The sequence below is a fragment of the Lysobacter humi (ex Lee et al. 2017) genome, assembly GCF_054781815.1.
The window spans coordinates 392,668-410,517 of record NZ_BAAGTR010000009.1 but is presented as its reverse complement, the minus strand read 5'-3'; the positions used below and the strand labels follow the sequence as shown (position 1 = coordinate 410,517).

Here is a 17,850-nt window from a genome sequence, read left to right as displayed (position 1 = left end):
CGACGCTTGCTCACCAAGGCACGTCACTGCCGTCCCAGGCGAGGAAGCGCCCGGTGTCGGCGGGCGTGCATCCGGCGATGACGGCGAGCAGGTGCTCCGCTGCCGCATCGGCCGCGTGGAGCCGGCCGGCGGGCACGCGCGCCTGGAACGGCGCGGACAGCGGCGTGTCGACGGTGCCCGGATGCAGGAGCAGGCAGATCGAGCGCGGCGCGCGGCGCGTCCACTCCATCGCGAAGGTCTTCATCAGCTGGTTCTGTGCCGCCTTCGATGCGCGGTAGGCGTACCAGCCGCCCGCACGGTTGTCGCCGATCGAGCCGACGCGCGCGGACAGGCTCGCGAAGACGGCCGGCTCGCGATGCGTGAGCTGCGGCATCAGCGCCTGCGCGAGCAGGATCGGCGCGAAGGCATTGACCGCGAACACGGCGTCCAGCGCATCGCGCCGGACGTGCTCGACGGACTTCTCCGGCCGGATACCGTCCGCGTGGAGCAGGCCCGCCGCGTTCAACACCAGATGGAGTGCCCCGACGCCGTCCAGGGCGTTACGGAGCGCGTCGAAGCCCGCGTCGCACGCCAGATCCGCGTCGATGCACCGCAGGCGCGTGCCGTGCAGCGCATGCAGATCGCGCAACGGTTCGCTGGACGAGGCGGTGCGCGAGACCGCGAAGAGCCGCGCGACCTGAGGATGCCCGAGCAACCGTCGGACGAGCGCTAGGCCGATGCCGCTGCTCGCGCCGGTCACGAGCACCGAGGCCGGTGCGCGCAGGCCTGCGATGAGGGAATCAGACGGTGCCATCTACGACGCCTGCACGCTCGAGGACGAAGGCCGGAATACAGCGCGGCTGCCATCCTCCGATCGCGCGGCGAGCCACCCGGTCTGGGGCGGCCGCGACGGCCAGGCGTTGGCCGCCATCTATGCGCGCGGCCCTTCGACGGTTCACGGGGAGTCGGGCCAGCACTACTGCGAGTCCAGCCAGATGTAGCCCATGACGACGACCAGCGCCGCGAGCACGGCGAGCGCGATCTTGATCGCGCTGTAGGGACGCTCGCCTGCGATCGCGCCGGTGTATCCGTTGACTAGGACTTGGAACGTGCGCCGCCCGTAGTCGTAACTCACCAGCCAGACCGGCACCAGCACGTGCTTGAACGTGCGGCCGCGGTAGACCGCCTTAACGTCGAGGTTCCGGTGCGTGTCGCCCGGCACCTGCGCGGCGCACAGCTCGCGCATGGCGTGCTCCATCTGCGCCATGTTGAGCGCGGACGCACGGCGCAGGTCGACCTGGTAGCGCTCCACCGTCCAGCCGCGTACGAATTCGGGTGCATAGGGCTGCAGGTCCGTCGTGGTGGGGAACGGCTCGACCGCGTCGAGGAGCGCCGCATGTGCACCCTCGCTGCCGGTCACCAGGTCATCGTCGAAGAAGTGCTCGAGTGATCCCGCGGCGGGCACCCAGCGCACGTGGCGCACCTGGCGCGTGCGTGTCTGCCCGTTCTGGGTGTAGCTCTCGGTCGTGTAGTGGTAGTGACCCGCCTCGGCCGTCCAGTCGGCATGCACCTGCGCGTCGAACGTCCAGTACGGCAGGTAGATGCCACGCAGCGTGTCGGTGAGCGCGGCCCTCTTCAGGCGGTTCGGTGCGAACCAGCGCGTGCCGTACCAGCGGCGGATCGACTCGCGCACCTGCGATTCGCCGACGCGGAACGGCAGGAGGCTCTGCGGCGTGATCGCATCCTTGAGCGCGGCATGCGGCACCACGGCGGGCGAGCCGCAGAAGACGCAGCGGTCCGCGATGCGCTCGGCGTCGAGGGTCGAGATCGCCCTGCAGCTCGTGCACTGAACCTCGCGGCGGCCGTCGCCATAGCCGCGCCCGCCCTCGTCGGCACGCGACAGCGCCTGCGCGAGGTCGAGTTCCGCGATCGTGCCCGCGTCCGCTGTATCCGGGGCCCAGGGCGCGACGGTGCCGCAGTACGGGCAGACCAGCGCGCGTTTCGACGCGCTCCACTGCAGGTCGCCGCCGCATTCCGGGCAGGCGCGCTTGTCGAGTACCGCGTCGGGCACCGGCACCGCCATCTGGCTCATCCGGTCAACCGCCGCGCAGGTACTCGTCGAGCGCGCTGCGCGCGATCCGATAGGCGTTCCCGATGCGCCGCCCCTTCAGCTCGCCCGACTCGATCGCCGCGATCACGTCCTCGACCGAGACCGCGAGCACCTGCGCGGCCTGCTCGGGCGTCAGCACGTCGCCGGTGGCCGGCGACCCCGCCGTCGCCGGCTGCGCCTGCATGCCGCGCATCATCTCCTGCGCCATCGCGAAGCCCACGGCCATCTGCGCCGGAGCTGCAGCCACGGACGCACCCTCGCCGCCCTCGCCCATGCCCGTGGCCATCTGGAACTTCACGTAGGCGTTCAGGTCGCCGACCGCGGCCATGCCCGAGCGCTTGTCGATCGCCTGCTCCACCTCGGGCGGCACCGAGACGTTCTCGAGCACGAACGCGGTGATCTCGAGGCCGTACTTGCCATGCATGATCGGATTGACCACGGGCAGCAACGCCTCGCCGAGCTCGCTGTAGCGCGTGGCGACGTCGAGCGCCGGCACCTTGGCGGTGGCGAGCGCCTCGGTGAACACGCTGACCAGGCGCGAGCGCATCGTGTCGGCGAATTCCTCGAGCCGGAAGTTGTGGTCGGTGCCCGCGACCTCGCGCAGGAACTTCGGCGCGTCGCTGATGCGGAAGTCGTACGTGCCGTAGGCGCGCAGCCGCACCAGGCCGAAGTCCGGGTCGCGCATCATCACCGGATTCGCGGTGCCCCACTTGTTGCCGGTGAACAGGCGGGTATTGAGATAGTAGATGTCGCACTTGAAGGGCGACTCGAAGCCGTACTTCCACCCAAGGATCCGCGAGAGGATCGGAATGTTCTCGGTCTTGAGCGTATGCCTGCCGGCGGCGAAGAGGTCGGCGTACTGCCCCGCGGCGACGAACTGGACAAGCTGGCCCTCGCGCACGATCAGCTGCGCGCCGTTCTTGATCTCCTTGTCCTCGTCGGGGAACCGCCAGGACAGCGTGTCGCGCGAGTCGTCGGTCCATTCGATGATCTCGATCGCCTGGCCCTTGATGAAATCCAGAACGCCCATGTCCGCTCCTCGTCGCCGGATGGCGCATCGTGCGCCGGTCGGCCGATTCTAGGGCCGGCGATGGCGATCCGGCGGACGCATGTCGGCCGCAACACGTGCCTACAGGAGCAGCCGCGCTGCGAGCCACGCCGGCACCCCGGCGAAGTACGCGACGCGTGCCGCCGCGAGCAGCAGTCGACGCGCTGCTGCTGCATGCCGGGGGCGCACGATGAGCGCCAGTGCGGTGCCCATTTCCGCGGCCAGGCGCAGCCCACCGGCCAGGAGGACGAGCTTCACCGCCCATGAGGCCCACCAGAGCAGGAGTGCCGCCAGGTAGGCCCGTGCGCCGAAGGTGTAGTACTCACTGAAGGGCCCGCCATAGGCGATGACCTGGTGCAGGCGGAACGCGGGCAGCGCGGGCATCAGGGGGAAGAGCACGAACTTGACGAAGGGCCGATCCACGCGCCAGGGCGCGACCTCGAGCGCCTCGTGGAGGGCCCGCCGGCGCGTCGCGAAGCCACGAGCGCGTGCGGACGGAGACTCCCCGTCCGCAACGCCGTCGCGCAAGGGTCCCGCTGCGGCCGGCGACAGCACGCGCAGGGCCGTCGCCGTCGAGCGAAGCGCGATCCCCTGCGTCCATCGGCGTGTTGCACCGAGCACCAGGTCGAAGCCCGGCCCGGGCCACGGCAGTCGCCAGGCGCGCAGCCCGGCAATCTCCGCGCGGTCGATCTCGACCGTACGTGCTGCCGAGACGAGTACGAGGTGGGTGTCGCTGACCTGCAGCCGTGCACGGCAGCGCCACGCGAGCGTCGCGGCGACGGCCTCGGGAACCAGCACCCAGAGGGCGAATACACGAATCTCGGCGAGCATGCGTGGCGTGTCGTCGCTCGCGAGAACCGCGATGCCGAGGACCAGCACCGCGCCGCGCGAAAGAAGGCGCAGGCCACCGATCGCGACACGCTGCCACGGGCGCAGCACCAGCACGGAGTGCGTGGCCTGCAGCCACGCATTGGGGGGCTCCGCGGTCGTCACCCGCGCGCCGTGCCGCCTCCGCGGCGCGAATGCGACCAGCATGGCGCCGGCGAGCAGCACGAGGGCGAGGGGGCCGAGCCAGTCGCCGAGCCGCATCGCGAGCGTCGCCGCATGCTCGCGCGGCCGCACCTCCGCGAGGAGCGTGGCACGTTCACCCATCGCCGTGCGCGCGGTGATCTCGCCGGTGGCGTCCACCACCCCGCTCATGCCGTTCGTGGTCGCCCGCACCTGCGGAAGGCGCGTCTCGATGCTGCGGAACGCCGCGACCGCCAGGTGCAGGCGTGCGCCGAGCGGCGCGCGGGTGAACCATGCATCGTTCGAGAGGCCGACGAGCAGCTGCGCGCCGAGCCGCGCGCCGTCGCGCGCGAGCACGGGGTCCACGTCGTCGCGACAGACCAGCGGAGCCACCGGAATCTCGCGGCCATCGGCCGTCAGTAACGGAAACACCCGTGCACCGTCGCCGGGCCGCCAGGTGCCGGCCCAGGGCAGCTGGCGTCGCAGCACGGCGCCGTCGATCGCGGGCGGCACGAATTCCGTGAGCGGAAACAGGCGCGTCTTCCGGTACGCGCCCAGCGGTCCACGCACCGGGTCGACGAACGCCGCGACCACGTACTCGCCGTCCAAATCGCGCTCGTACGTGCCGAACACGAGCGGCGTTCCGATTCGCGTGACGAAATCGACGATCTCGCGATCGAGCTCGGCGGCGGCCTCGCTGCGCGGCTGGCCGAACGTCGTCGGGTAGACGGTCTCGGGCCAGACCAGCGCATCGGCGCCCTGCGCGCGGAGCTGCGTCGAGAGTGCGTAGTGCGTGTCGAGCACCTCGCGCACCACCGCGTAGGCACCGCGCTCGCGGCGCAGGCGCTCGTAGTCGACGATCGCCGCTTGCACGAGTCCGATCCGAAGCGATGCGCCGGCCGGCGCATTGGCGAGCGTGGACAGCCGGTAGGCACCGTAGCCGGCCAGCGCGAGCGGCAGCGCGGCCGCGAGCAGCAGAGGCCGCGTGATCGCGCCGGCCGTCGCACGGCGTCGCCTGACCGCGGTCGCGAGCGCTGCGTTGGTCGCGAGCAGCACGAGCGTGAGGCCCGCAGCGCCGGCGAGGTCGGCCCCCTGCCGCAGAACGCGCGAGGGCTGCAGGCCGTGGCCGAGCGTGTCGCCGAAAAGCCGCGGCGCCGCCCATTCGACCGCGATCCAACCGGCGATGGCCAGCACTGGGGGCAGCGCGCCGGCGAACCTCCGCGACGCGACGTGACGGACCAGGGCGAAGGCGATGAACTGCGGCTGCAGGAGCGGCGCCGCGACGAGCAGCACCGCCCCGGCGAAGGCCGTCGGGAGCCCGGTGTAGTCGGCGATCGCCGGTGCGAACCAGCCGAGCGTCGCGGCCACGAACGCGACCGACATCGCGACCGCCGCGGCGAGCGTCGCCCGCAGCGCGCGCAGGCCGTCGAGCGCGACGAGCCACGGCACCAGCATCACGAAGCCCACCGGCCATGTACCGCGGGCGTAGGCGGCGGCGAGCAATGCCGAAGCGACGATCCCGGCGAGCGCGATCCCCCTGGCCCCGCCGATCCCCGCGGGCCTCAGCGGCGACCTCCAACATCCGGCGGCGGGATCCGCACCCAGCGCAGCGGCATGCCCGGTGGCGCGAGGTCGGGCGTGACGACGCGATCCGCCGGAACGGGCACCCGCCGCCCGCCGACGACGACGAACTCGCGGTCGGGCGAGAACATCAGGATCGGCGCGATGCGCTCGCCCTCGTCGGACGCCTGGTGGTGGCGCACGTAGCCCTCGGGCAGCACGAAGCCTTCGGGCACCTCGAGTCCGCGCAGCGGCGGGCTGGTGCCGGGCGGCGGGAACGCGCCGAGCCCCGTGCGGATGCCGCGCGCATGCAGCGCGGCGATCACGTCGCGCATCGCCGGGGCCTCGCCGGGCAGCACGTAGTCGGAGAGATCCAGTGTGGGATCCTCGCCCTCGGGCGACGCCGCCGCGGGGCCGCGTGCCGACATCGCGGCCGGTCGGGGCCCGGAGCCGCGGTGTCCCCGCGGCGCGCCTGCGACATGCCGCCGCCCCTCGGCATCCCCGGCGACCGCGTCCTGCGCGGCGCGTGCCGGCGCATCGCCGAGCCCCACGCGACGCGAAACGGTCCAGCCTCCCGCGGCGATCGCCAGCACGACGATCGCCGCGAGCCACCACGTGCCGCCGCGCACGTCCCGACGCGGGCGCACGGTCACGCGCACCCCGTCGAAGCCCTCGTCGCGACCATCACCGCGCACGGGTCACTCCCTTCATCGCGGTCAAGGACTCGACGGCGAACGGAGCGCGAGCAGCCAGCCCATGCGCTCGTGACCGAGCTGGTTCCAGATCGCATTGCGCCCGTTGGTGAACGACGTGTACCGCGCAGCGCCCGAGCCGGTGGTGCCGCCGAACAGGCCGGCGCTGACCGTGCCGCCGGTGTAGGTCGGATGGGTGTCGTCCGACTGGATGTAGTCGTAGCTGCTCGACGACGAGACGAAGTGCGTGTTCGCGTCGCGCAGCGTCGAGCGCAGCGTGGACGTGATGCGCGTGACGTAGCTCGCCTCGCTCTCGCCCGGCACCCAGCGCAGCGCCTCGGAATCGATGCGGCCGTCGCCGTTGGTGTCATAGTCGGCGCCCATGTACTCGGCGAAGTTGTCGGCGCAGACGAAGCCCTTCTGCCGCCCGTATTCGCACATCCAGTAGTTCATCCGGGCGAGCGAGGGCAGGAACGTGCTGCGCATATTGACCCGCGCGCCGGTGCTGGCATCGGTGCAGGAGCTCGAGGTGTTGTCCGCGTTGTAGCCCGGGTAGTAGAGGTTGCCGACGATCTTCGCGCGGGTCCCGGCGTAGGCATTGGCATTGATGAAGTCCATCGAGCGCGCCACGTACGTCTTGCACGTGTTCTCGGCATTGGTGAGCACGCTGTAGTTGCAGGTGCCGGTCTGGCCCTTGAAGCTCGAGCGTGCCTGCAGGCCGTCGTTGCCACACATCTCGAACGTGACCACGCGCGTCGACGCCGACTGCATGTACGACTTCTCGGCCACGATCTTGTTGTTGTAGATGTCGGAGGCCACGGCACCACTCTTGGTGCGGCGGACGCTCTCGACATCGGCGTTCCAGAACGTGGCGAGGTATTCGGCCTGCACGGTCGGGCCCGCGTACTTCGCGGCGCTGGTCGTCGAGCCGTTGTACCCGGCGTAGATCGAATCGCCATAGGCGACGACGCGATAGCGCGTGCTCGTGCCGGCGCGGTCGATCGTCCACGAGACGTTCTGGTTGAGCGTGTTCGCCGCAGCCGGCACGCCCGTGAGCAGCAGGGCCAGCGTGGGGAGGAGTACGCGGTTCATTCCATGCGGTGCGAGTTTCATTGCCTGTCCCTTGCGAGTGGAGGGCGCGAACCGAGCGCCGCGCCTGCGCTGTCGTGCACGCAACGGGATCGGGACCATGCCCCGGCCATACGCCACCGTTCCGTACGCTAGCGTCTGTTAGGCGTCGAGTCAGTAAAGCGGCGTGAAGGCCGTAAGCCCCTGAATCGAAAGGCCGTTTTTCTGAGCTTCGGCTGCTGCAGCACAGCATTACCCGGTGCCGGGTTGCAGTCGACGCAAGTCGCGCTTTCGTCCACGCGCAGCGAACCCCGACACGGACGCGACACCCACCGGCCATGCCGGCACACTTGTCGCACCTTGGGAGGGTTCATGCGCCGATCGCTGGATATCGCTCTGTTCCTGCTGCTGGCTCTCGCCGCGTCGCTCGCTGCGCACGCAGGCGAGGGCCTGCCCGTGCACCTGCCGGAGGGTGCGTACCGCGAGGGCGATCCGGCCGCCATGGCGATCCATCCGGGTCCGGGGCAGAAGGCGAAGTACCGCGAGTACCTGAGCGCGGTGCTCCGCCAGAACCCGCGCAACGTCGCCGCTCGCGTCGCACGGGCCTACCAGCTCAAGAATGCCGGCGCCCTCGACCGCGCACGTGAGGATCTGGACCGCGCTGCCGCCGATGCGACGCCGGGCAGCGAGCAGGCGCGCCACGTGCTCTGGTCGCGCGGCTGGGTGGCCTATGACCTCGGCGACTATCCTGCGGCCCTCGTGGACTGGCGCGCGGCGATCGCCGCCCACGGCGGACGCCCGTTCTGGGCGCCGTACACCCTGGCCCTGCTGTACTGGACGACCGGCGACCGCGAGACCGCGCTGGCCTGGTACCAGGCCGCCGTCGAGACGATTCCGGCGTGGGGTAACGACGAAGGCTTCGCCGATCGCGTCGACCACTGGCGGCCGGCGCAGCGCGCCACGATGGAGGCGGTATACGCGGCTTGGAAGGCGCGTCGTTCGGCGGCGGCGAACTAGGCGACGTCCAACGCTTGTTGGTGCCACTCCAAGCGCGATCGCGCGCAGAGCGTTCGTCCCTGTTCGAACGCCGCGTGCGAGTGCGTCGCCAGCGGGCGTTGTCGACTCGTCCGGGGCCGCCGATCGCCCGCTAGGCGAGCAGACGCTCGAGTTCGGCGTCCTTCTCCCGCCATAGCCCGTTCATCCACTGCTGGAAACGCACGCGGAAGGCCCGGTCGTTCTGGTAGTCGCCCGCGAGCAGCTCCTGCGGAATCGCACGCTGGCGCACGTGCATGCGCACCTCGCGCACGCGTCCGGCGAGCAGGTCCACGAGTGTCGGGCGGCCCTCGGGATACGCGATGGTGACGTCGAGGATCGCGTGCAGGCCCTCGCCCATCGCATCGAGCACGAAGGCCACGCCGCCCGATTTCGGGCGCAGCAGTCGACGGTATTCGGCGCCCTGCTTCGCCTGCTTCGCGGGTGTGAAGCGCGTGCCTTCGACGAAGTTGACGATCGACACCGGGATCTCGCGGAACTTCTCGCAGGCCCGGCGCGTGGCAACGATGTCGCGCCCGGCGAGCTCGGGGCGTCGCGCGACCTGCTTCGGGGTGTAGCGGCCCATGAACGGGAAATCGAGCGCCCACCACGCGAGCCCGAGCAGCGGTACCCAGAACAGCTGGCGCTTCAGGAAGAAGCGCATGAACGGGATGCGCCGGTTGAAGAGCTTCTGCAGCACGATGATGTCGACCCAGCTCTGGTGGTTCGCGAGCATCAGGTAGTGCCCGTCGCGACGCAGGTCGCCCGCGATCTCCGCATCGATCCGGGTCCCGGTCAGCCGGTCGAGCGCCCAGCTGTTCACGCCGATCCAGCTCTCCGCGATGCCGGTCAGCAACGGGTCACTCGCCCGACGCAGCCGCGCGGACGGCAGCAGCGCCTTGAGCAGTGCGGTGCCGAGCAGTGGCCCGACGTGGAGCACGGTGCTCACGACGATCAGCAAGAGGACGAGGGTGAACCGGATTGCGGGCATGGGGTCGTGCGCCGGTCGGGGGCGCCTATTGTGCCGGGCCCGGCTGCCGAGCCTTCGTCGGGGCATCGATTCCATGGGCCCGGCGTTGCGCGGCCCCGCGTGGTCCGCCTCGGGCCCGAGATCCGACACGCCTGCGGCGGTCTAGCCGTACCGTGACCGATGGCGGTCGAGAGTACGCGCGACCCGTGCGAGCGCCGCCTCGACCTCGCGTGCGAAGGCGCCGTCGGGAAGCTCGCGCACGGCCGAATGCGCCGCGCAGACGATGCGCGTGTCCGCCCAGCGCGCTGCGAGCGCGCGGGCCCAGGCCGCATAGGCGTCGGCGGCGCCCGCGACGGGCCGCAGCGCGCGGGCGAGCATCGGATGCATCCGCAGGGATGACTGGCCGAACAGGCCGCGCAGGGCTCCGGGAGCGGCGAGCACATTGAGGGTGTCGTCGACATGGACGACGCGCGACCCGCGGTGGCGGACCAGCACCGACGCGACATGCACGCGCTCGTCGGGGCAAACGAAGTCGACGCCGTCCGGCACGGACAGCTCGACCAGATCCGCGAACGGATGCGTCTCGTCCCAGGTCTCGACCGGGGGCCCGGCCCACGGCAGCGCGGGCGCGCGTTGGCGATGTCGCGCAGTGCCGTGGAGGATCGCGGCAGGGAACAGCCGATGCGTCGCCTCGACGTGCATCGTGTGGAACGGATGCACGTGCACCACGGCGTCGACGCGCTCGCCGCCGCCGGTGAGCTCCATCAGCGCGCGCCGCGCCGCCTCGTCGAGCGCGCAGCCGTCGATCACCACGAACCGGCCGTCCGGACGCTGCACGACCGACATGTGGGTGCCGATGTCGAGCACGCCGCCCACGCGGTAGGTGCCGCGGATGTTCCAGAACGCATCGCCGAGCTTCTGCATCGCGCCAGCATAGGGTGGGCCGGTGAAGTCGCGGCGAGCATCGCGCTTGGCCGGGGCGACCGCGGGACATCGGTCCCTTGGGCGCCCTGCTCCGACCACAGGGACGCCACCGAGACGGCGCCCACCGCGCGCTCCCCGTCGCCGCGGTCGACAACATCGTTCGTTGGCGGATCGGTGAAGGCGTACGAACGGTGCAGGTCCCGCGGCGCGCGCCCGAACGGTGCCCGCACTGGTACCGGGCGACGGCGATCCGGGCCCAGGCCGCGGACCGCCGCCGTGCGCAGCTAGATCGTCAGAGCGCGCTGCGGCATGGCGCGCTCGGCCGGCGCCGGGTCGGCGATCGCGGCGAGCTGGCGTCCGCTCTCCTCGACGCTCTGGCGGACAGCCTGCTGCGTATCCACGAAGGCCATGCGCGAATGCGGGCTGCCGAGCTCGCCCTGCACCGCGAACAGGCGCCGCCCGTCGTCGCCCAGCAGGACATGATCGATCGACGCGAGCCCTTCGCGGCGCGCGGCGACCACCATCTGCGCGGCCGCGCGATCGGTCGTCGCATCGTGCGACCTGCCGATGCTGGCTTCGAGCCGATCCATTGCCGCCTTCGCCTGCGCGAACAGGCGCGCATCGGGATGCGCCGGATCGCCCAGCGCGGGCGTGCTCCCGCTCACCGGCCCCGTCCGCTGCGCAGGCGCCGCGAGCGCCGCGCGCGTGCCGGGCCCGACGATGCCGTCGTCCTCGAGCCGCTGCGCGCGCTGGAAACGACGCACCGCCTCGTCGGTCCGGGGGCCGAAATCCCCATCGACCTCGATCGCCCGGCCGCGTGCATCGGTCGCGCCGTGCCGGCGCAGCATCGCCTGCACGCGTTCGACCTCCGCCCCGCGATCACCGAGACGCAGCACGGGCTCGCGCGGCGCCTCGGGGCGGCCACCCTGCCCCGGCGCGTCGCGCACCGGCGCCCCGCCGCCGATCGCGGCATAGGCCTCGGCCGGCGACATCCCGCGCTGCACGTTCGCGCGGTAGGACTCGCGCATGTGGTCGAGCGCCTGCTGCACCTGGGCCGCGCTGATGGAGGCATGGTTGCCCGCACTGTCGCCGTCGTAATAGCCGCGACCGGTGCGCGGGTCGGCGACGCTCGCGAATTCCTGTGCCAGTGCGAGCTGCGCGGCGCCCAGCGCGCGTGGGCCGCCCGCGCCGGTGATGTAGTCGCGCACGGCGGGCCGCTTACCGCTGACCAGGTACTCGGCGAACATGCGCTCCTGCACGTCGGGCGTGAACCGCGTGGACGGGTCCACGCCGAGCCGTTCGACCGTCTCGCGCAGGGTGGCGGGGACGATCTGGAACTTGCCGACGGCGAACAGGTACTGCGGATGGTGGTGGGGCAGCGACTGGCGCCGCATGACCTCGCCGACGGTCATCTCCGAAAAGTCGAGCGTGGCGCCGCGGGCATCACCCGCGCGGCCGCGATTGAAGCTGCCGTATCCGCCTTCGCCGCGCCCGATGAGGTCGCTGAGCGGCGTCGGCCCGTACCGCCCGGAGGGCGGCGTTGCAGGCGGAGGCTGTGCAGGCTGTCGCAGGGCGCCGAGCGTGTCGCGACCGGCGATTCCGTCGTCTTCGAGCCCGCGCGCACGCTGGAAGTTGCGTACGGCCTGCTCGGTGCGCGGGCCGAAATCGCCGTCCACCGGAAGCACGCGCCCCTGCCCATCGCGGATGCCGAGATCGTGGAGGCGCTGCTGCAGCGCGCGCACCGCGGGGCCCGTCTCGCCGAGCCGCAGTACGCCGTCGGCCATGGCGTCGGGCGCGGGACCCCGGGCGGGGTGACGGTCGGGCGTGATCACGCCGGAATTGATGTCGCGGATGTACTGCCGGAATGCAGCGGGCTCCATCTCGATGTGCGCGTGGACGGACCCCGGCGTGCCGGTGTCACCCATGCGGCCGAGCCGCGCGCCGTAGTCCACCCGGCTGCCGTCGGCGGGCGTGGTGCCGGGTTCCATGTGCAGCACCTGGGCGAGCATGCGCGCACCCGGAGTGCCGTAGGGGCGGTCGTAGATGCGCACGGCGTTCGTGGCATCGCGCAGGTGGCGCACGTAGCCCGCGGCCGGTGACGGGATGTCGGCAGGACGCCCGTCGTCGACCGAGAAGATCATGTCCTTCTTCACGAAGGTGCGCCCATCGACGTGGCGGACCTCCTCGAGCCGGCCGTCGATCGTCTCGTACTGCCGGCCCGGCTCGCGTCCGGAGCTCGGATGGTGCTTCTCGAGATCCTCGTAGCGGTGCACGCTCTCGACGTGACGGCCGACGCTCTCGGTGATGCGGTATCGCGACATCGTGCACTCCTTTGCTGATGCGGAGGGATCGTGCGGGGATCAGTCGAGCGCGGGTGGCAACTCCTCGGCGAGGCGCCAGCAGTCGCCGGCCCGCTCGAAGCGGAAGGCACGGCCCTCCGCACTACCGTAGGCATACCGCACCACGGCGCCGGCGGCGTCCTCGCGGACATCCACGCGCAGCGGCGCGGGATCGATGCGCCCGGCCGGATCGACGTGGTGGAAGCCGCGCGCGTCGTGGCTCAGGCTGAAGCGCGGATAGTCGGACCCGGCATAGGCCACGGGGACCAGACGATCGCCGCCCTCGTCGGAGTGCAGTTCGCTCGCGAGCACGAGTGGCGCCGAAAAGGCACCGCGCGACGCGGGCATTGCGGCGAAATGCTGCAGGAACGCGTCGAAGCCCGCGGCCGGACAGGCATCCGCGGGCGGCGTGGCGACCGCCGTGGCGTCGCTCGATTTCACGAGCACGGCCGCCGCGTCGGCGCCATTCCAGCGGTCGATGTCGCCATAGGTCCGCAGCACGAGGGTTCGACCCGTCGCCGGATGTGCGAAGCGCATCAGGCAGTGGCCGTCGCCGCTGCAGCTGTCGGTCTCGGGCAGTGCATCGCAGACGGGGGCCTCGCCGCCGACGTTGCCGCGGCAGGCCGGCGTGCGCAGGGGCCGCCAGCCGTCGGCGAGCAGCGACTCGCGGACGCGCGCATAGGGCTTGCCGGCATGCGCATCGGGCTCCGGTGGCGCGGCCGTCGCGGCACGCACTGCAGGTGCGACCGCGGCCTCAGAAACGCCGGGCGTCGACGCAGTGCCGGACGTGCCGTCCGACGGGCCTCCGCAGGCCACGAGTCCAAGAAGCAACAGGCACATCCATGGCGTCCACATCGATCGCTCCGCAGTCCATTGCAGGGCCTCGCGGATCCGCGAGGCCGTCCGGCTCCTTGATAGCAGCCCGTGGGCGCGGTGGGAAGACGCCGGTCACCCGCCCCGGGCCTCCCCGGCTCCCAAATCGGCCGACATGCGATCGCGGCGCGGGTGACATACCCGCGCGCCGGTCACTCCATCCAGGGATTGCGCACGAGCCGTGCCCCGGGGGGAAGCCGCCCGTCCCTGATCGATGCATCGAGCTGCGCGAGGCGGACCGCGGTCGGGTCGTCCGGCGGCAGGAACTTTCGCGCGGTCGCCCATGCGGCGCGGGCACCGGTGATGTCGTGCAGCCGCGCCAGCGCGTTGCCGCGCTCGACGGCGCATCCCACGTGGAACGGGGCGACGCTCAAAATCTCGCCACAGCGCTGCGCGACCTTCGTCCAGTCGGGCCGGCGCTCCTCGTAGATGTGGCTGATGAGGTCGCCGTAGAGCGACATCGCGCGCATGCGCGGCTCGTCGAGGCGGCCCTGCCAGATGCCGAGCGTGCCCACGCGCCCGACCAGCCGCAGGTTGGCGAGCGTCTTCTTCGGATCCCAGTCGTAATCGGGATCGGGAATCGTCGCGCCCATGCCCATCAGGAACACGCCCTCGAAGCGCCCCGCGACGTTCGTGTCGTCGATCCCCGACGCGAAGCGCCGCAGCGGGAACGCCACGGCACGTTCCCACTCGGGCATGTAGTAGTAGCGGTTGTAGACCGGCAGCGTGGTGCCGGTGCGTGCGCGAACGAACGCCGCCGCCTCGGGAAGGCGCTGGCCGAGATCGACGCCCTCGTCCGCGAAGCCTTTCCACGCGTTCTCGGTGCCGCCGGCGAGCTCGTTGAAGTACTCGTACAGCCTGGGCTCCCGGACGGTCATCGCGAGCGCGAGCGCGGCGGGCACGAAGGCGGCCGGTCGCCATGCGCGGCGCGGCAGCAGGGACAGGCGCCAGGCAAGCACGCCGGCGAGGCTCGCCAGCGCGACGACCAGCGGCAGCGCATGGCGGATGCCGGCATACGTGCCGCGCGAGGTGAGCAGCGCGAGCCAATACGCGAGCGCCATCGCGCCCATGCAGGCGAGGAGCCGGCGGCGGTCGGCGTCGAGCGGCGCGCGCCAGAGCGCGACCGCGCCGGCAAGCGCCGCGAACAGCAGGGCGAGCGGCACCTTCGCCAGCAGCATGCCGGGCCAGAAGAACCACGGCGGCGCGCCGCGATGCTTCGTGCCGAACAGCCAGTGCTCCTTCTGCCCGCGCCCTTCGACGCCGGCGCGGATCGTGTCCGCCAGGCCCCAGATGTAGGGACGTGGCAACACGTGCAGCCGATCGGCCGTCTGCAGCAGTCCGCGTTGCATCGGCGAGGCGACATCCTCGATCTTGTCCGCGATCGGTCGGTTGAACGGATCGCGGCCGTCCGGCGTCGCGTGGTACTGGAAGCCGTAGGTCGACCAGAGCACGGCGACCGCGATCACGGCCGACGCCGCGAGGCGGGCGACGCGTCCGGGGCGGCCGATCGGCGCCATCGGCGCCGCAGTGGCATCGCCGCGACGCCGCCCCGGCAGCAATGCAAGGACCAGCAGCGCGATGCCGACGCCGACGACGCCGGCGATCGCCGAGTGCTTGCTCGCCAGCGCGACGCCCGCGGCGACGCCGAACCCGGCGAGTCCCGCGCCGCTCCACGATCGCGCGAAGATCGCGCCCATCGCAGCGGTGAGGCCGAGCGCGAGGGCGACGGGCAGGTCCGTCATCAGCAGCGGCAGGTGCGCGCCGACGGTGGGCTCGACGGCGAGGAAGGCGAGCATGCCCGCCGCCCACCACCCGCCGGCGAGCCGCGCGACGGCAAGACCCAGCGCGCCGAGCAGCAGCAGGTTCAGCGCGAACATCGCGCGCCGGATGGTGGCTTGCGAGACGTCCGCCGGGTTGTCGAGGAACGTCATCGTTTGCACGAACCGGCGCTCAGCGCGCTTTTCCTTGAGCACGGGGATCGGCGGCAACACCGTGTCGCGCGGCGCGAACAGGCCCACCCACGACTTCGCCAGCGGCGGATGTTCGGGATTGAGCCGGTAGTCGCCGAAGCGCACATACGCGACGCCCGAGGCGTAGTGATAGGGCTCGTCGATGGTCAGGCCGTCGCGCGCGGTGCCGGCGGCCGAGCGCACGAGCGCGAGCAGGAGCAAGGCGACGACGACCAGCACCAGGCGGGTCGACAGGCGTGCGGATGTGTCCATGGTGGTCCCGTCCCGAGGCGACGCCGGTCCGGTCCCCCGCCGACGCATCGCGCCGTGGCCCGGTCCAGCGTCAGGGAGTCTGGACACGATCCGTGACCCGCGTCACACCACTGGTCGGTCTAACGAAAATTTTCCGCTTGCCCAAGGGCCTCGCAACGGCTCCCGGCCGGCTGGCGCTCAGTAGCGCAGCCTCGGCTCGCGACCCGACGGGCCCCGGCGACCGCGCCTTGAGCTTCCGAGCCCCCTCGGGCCCCCGGAGGGCGTAGGATGGGCCCCGCAACTGTTCCACGCGCGCGCTTCGCTCGGCCCTGCCGCCCGTCCCGCTCCCTCCACGCGCTACCGCTTCCGCGGGCGCCCCTTCGGGAGCCTCCCATGCCCTCCTTTCCGCGCCTCCGGGCGCCTGACGACCCGTTGCGGTCGATTCCCCTCGACCCGCCCGTTCTCGCCAGTGTCGCCGACCCGGTGCCGCCTGCGGCCGATTGCGGCCGCTGCGACGCGGTCTGCTGCCGGCTCACGGTGGTGGTGCAACCGGAGGACGGCATCGCCGAGCACCTCACCACGCATCTCGAGGGCCTGCGCGTCATGGCACGCGACGCCGAGGGCTGGTGCGTGGCGATGGACAGCGCGCGCATGTGCTGCTCGATCTACGACGCGCGCCCGGACGTCTGTCGCCGCTTCCGCATGGGCGGGCCCTACTGCGAGGCGGTACGCGAGGACTATTCGCGCAGCGGCCACCCCCCGATCCTTTCCACGCTCCTGGAGCAGTAGCCATGACGACCAAGACGACCCCGACCCCTGCGTCCTCCCCGTTCGTGCGCCGTGCCGAGACCGGGCGGCAGATCACCAGCGAGCATCTCGATGCGCACCTCGAAGCGTTCCGCGCGGCCGGCGGCGTGGTCGAGGTGCTCGGCAACACCCCGATCCACAAGCCGTGGCGCGCCGCGTCGCGTGCGCCCGCCAAGCCCGCGGAATGACCCGAGCCCATTTCCCAGAAGGAGCCTGAAGCCCCATGCCCAAGCCGAATTACGCGTTCGAGAAGCGCCAGCGCGAGCTGGCCAAGAAGAAGCAGAAGGACGAGAAGGAAGCTCGCAAGCGCGACGCGCGCCCCCCGCGCCCGGATGGTTCGACCGACGGCACGCCGCCGCCGGCGTGATCTCGCTGGCGCCGACGACGACTCGAGGCGCGGCACCACCGCGCAGCGCGCGTCGCTCGGCCGGATGCCGCCTGGGGACAATCGACGGGCGGTTCGCGCGACGGCCTGCTCACGCCGGTCGGTCGCGTGCCGGCGCACTCCGGGCCCCGCATCGGACGCGAGCGGCACGCGCTGCGGTCTCCGCGCTTCGCCGCGCCTTCGTCAGCGGGCCACGCCTTCGACTGCCCGGTCCAGTGCCGCGATGTCGATCCTGCGCATCGTCATCATCGATTCGAAGGCGCGCGCTGCCGTCTCGCCCCCGCACGCGAGCAGCTCGGTGAGGCGACGCGGCGTGATCTGCCACGACAGGCCGTAGCGGTCGCGGCACCAGCCGCAGGCGCTTTCTTCGCCGCCGCTCGACACGATGGCGTCCCAGTAGCGGTCGGTCTCGGCCTGGTCGTCGGTCGCCACCTGGAAGCTCACCGCCTCGTCGAAGGTGAACTGCGGCCCGCCGTTGAGCAGCAGGAACCGCATGCCGAGGATCGTCGCCTCGACCATCAGCACGTCGCCGCGCTTGCCCGCGGGGTAGTCGCCCGGCGCGGTGTGGACCGCCTCGATCCCGCTCTCGGGAAACGTCGCCGCATAGAAGCGCGCAGCGTCCTCGGCGTCGCCGTTGAACCACAGGCAGGGCTGGATCTTCGGGCTCATGGCAGGCACTCGCGGTGGATGCGACAGCCTAGCGTCGTCGCGGAGCGGTCGACTGCCTTACGCCATGCGTCGGCGAGCGTGTCAACGAACGGTGCAGCATCGCGGTGTCGGCATCGCATCCGTCCATGCCGCACGGCAAGCATCGTGCGTCCGCGACCGGGTGCGGCGGGGTTCGCGTCACCGCC

The 17,850-nt window shown here is 71.7% G+C and carries 16 protein-coding genes; 4 read left to right on the top strand and 12 right to left on the bottom strand.

All coding sequences use genetic code 11. The annotated features are described in order from the left end of the window. Positions 1 to 10 precede the first annotated feature (10 nt). The 6 genes from ACYVJJ_RS08810 to ACYVJJ_RS08785 form a co-directional block, all read right to left on the bottom strand. The gene (locus ACYVJJ_RS08810) at positions 11 to 793 is read right to left on the bottom strand and encodes an SDR family NAD(P)-dependent oxidoreductase (protein WP_460832798.1); all 783 of its coding nucleotides are present in this window, start codon (positions 791 to 793) and stop codon (positions 11 to 13) included. A gap of 162 nt (positions 794 to 955) precedes the next feature. Further along, entirely contained in the window at positions 956 to 2,071 is a 1,116-nt protein-coding gene (locus ACYVJJ_RS08805; RefSeq protein ID WP_460832796.1) for a hypothetical protein, read from the bottom strand. 4 nt (positions 2,072 to 2,075) lie between these two features. After that, a complete protein-coding gene (locus ACYVJJ_RS08800) occupies positions 2,076 to 3,119 on the bottom strand; it encodes an SPFH domain-containing protein (protein WP_460832794.1) in 1,044 nt (347 codons plus the stop codon). A gap of 99 nt (positions 3,120 to 3,218) precedes the next feature. Then, the gene (gene lnt / locus ACYVJJ_RS08795) at positions 3,219 to 5,648 is read right to left on the bottom strand and encodes an apolipoprotein N-acyltransferase (protein WP_460832792.1); all 2,430 of its coding nucleotides are present in this window, start codon (positions 5,646 to 5,648) and stop codon (positions 3,219 to 3,221) included. Positions 5,649 to 5,707: 59 nt separating this feature from the next. Continuing rightward, complete coding sequence (locus ACYVJJ_RS08790) at positions 5,708 to 6,400, bottom strand: hypothetical protein (RefSeq protein ID WP_460832790.1); 693 nt, start codon at positions 6,398 to 6,400, stop codon at positions 5,708 to 5,710. A gap of 21 nt (positions 6,401 to 6,421) precedes the next feature. After that, the gene (locus ACYVJJ_RS08785) at positions 6,422 to 7,489 is read right to left on the bottom strand and encodes a hypothetical protein (RefSeq protein ID WP_460832788.1); all 1,068 of its coding nucleotides are present in this window, start codon (positions 7,487 to 7,489) and stop codon (positions 6,422 to 6,424) included. 348 nt (positions 7,490 to 7,837) lie between these two features. On the opposite strand from ACYVJJ_RS08785, the gene ACYVJJ_RS08780 reads away from it, so the two are divergent. Next, entirely contained in the window at positions 7,838 to 8,482 is a 645-nt protein-coding gene (locus ACYVJJ_RS08780) for a tetratricopeptide repeat protein (RefSeq protein WP_460832786.1), read from the top strand. Positions 8,483 to 8,612: 130 nt separating this feature from the next. Here ACYVJJ_RS08780 and ACYVJJ_RS08775 read toward each other — a convergent pair whose 3' ends face one another. From ACYVJJ_RS08775 to ACYVJJ_RS08755, 5 genes are all read right to left on the bottom strand, one after another. After that, a complete protein-coding gene (locus tag ACYVJJ_RS08775; RefSeq protein WP_460832784.1) occupies positions 8,613 to 9,488 on the bottom strand; it encodes an acyltransferase in 876 nt (291 codons plus the stop codon). 141 nt (positions 9,489 to 9,629) lie between these two features. Further along, the gene (locus tag ACYVJJ_RS08770; protein WP_460832782.1) at positions 9,630 to 10,391 is read right to left on the bottom strand and encodes a hypothetical protein; all 762 of its coding nucleotides are present in this window, start codon (positions 10,389 to 10,391) and stop codon (positions 9,630 to 9,632) included. A gap of 284 nt (positions 10,392 to 10,675) precedes the next feature. Beyond that, positions 10,676 to 12,712, bottom strand: a complete 2,037-nt coding sequence (locus tag ACYVJJ_RS08765; protein ID WP_460832780.1) for a peptidoglycan-binding protein — start codon at positions 12,710 to 12,712, stop codon at positions 10,676 to 10,678. Between the two features lie 39 nt (positions 12,713 to 12,751). Next, on the bottom strand, positions 12,752 to 13,561 hold the full coding sequence (locus tag ACYVJJ_RS08760; RefSeq protein WP_460832779.1) for a hypothetical protein: 810 nt from the start codon (positions 13,559 to 13,561) through the stop codon (positions 12,752 to 12,754). Positions 13,562 to 13,755: 194 nt separating this feature from the next. Further along, complete coding sequence (locus tag ACYVJJ_RS08755) at positions 13,756 to 15,825, bottom strand: hypothetical protein (protein ID WP_460832777.1); 2,070 nt, start codon at positions 15,823 to 15,825, stop codon at positions 13,756 to 13,758. A 372-nt stretch (positions 15,826 to 16,197) separates the two neighbouring features. Here ACYVJJ_RS08755 and ACYVJJ_RS08750 point away from each other — a divergent pair, with 372 nt between their 5' ends. From ACYVJJ_RS08750 to ACYVJJ_RS08740, 3 genes are read left to right on the top strand one after another with little or no spacing between them, the layout of a single operon-like run. Further along, the gene (locus ACYVJJ_RS08750) at positions 16,198 to 16,593 is read left to right on the top strand and encodes a YkgJ family cysteine cluster protein (protein WP_460832776.1); all 396 of its coding nucleotides are present in this window, start codon (positions 16,198 to 16,200) and stop codon (positions 16,591 to 16,593) included. 2 nt (positions 16,594 to 16,595) lie between these two features. Next, a complete protein-coding gene (locus ACYVJJ_RS08745; RefSeq protein ID WP_460832774.1) occupies positions 16,596 to 16,799 on the top strand; it encodes a hypothetical protein in 204 nt (67 codons plus the stop codon). A gap of 35 nt (positions 16,800 to 16,834) precedes the next feature. Continuing rightward, positions 16,835 to 16,978, top strand: coding sequence for a hypothetical protein (locus ACYVJJ_RS08740; RefSeq protein WP_460832773.1), 144 nt, complete (start codon positions 16,835 to 16,837; stop codon positions 16,976 to 16,978). A 201-nt stretch (positions 16,979 to 17,179) separates the two neighbouring features. Here ACYVJJ_RS08740 and ACYVJJ_RS08735 read toward each other — a convergent pair whose 3' ends face one another. Next, positions 17,180 to 17,665 (bottom strand): VOC family protein, encoded by a 486-nt coding sequence (locus ACYVJJ_RS08735; protein WP_460832771.1) that lies wholly within the window; start codon positions 17,663 to 17,665, stop codon positions 17,180 to 17,182. Positions 17,666 to 17,850: the final 185 nt, after the last annotated feature.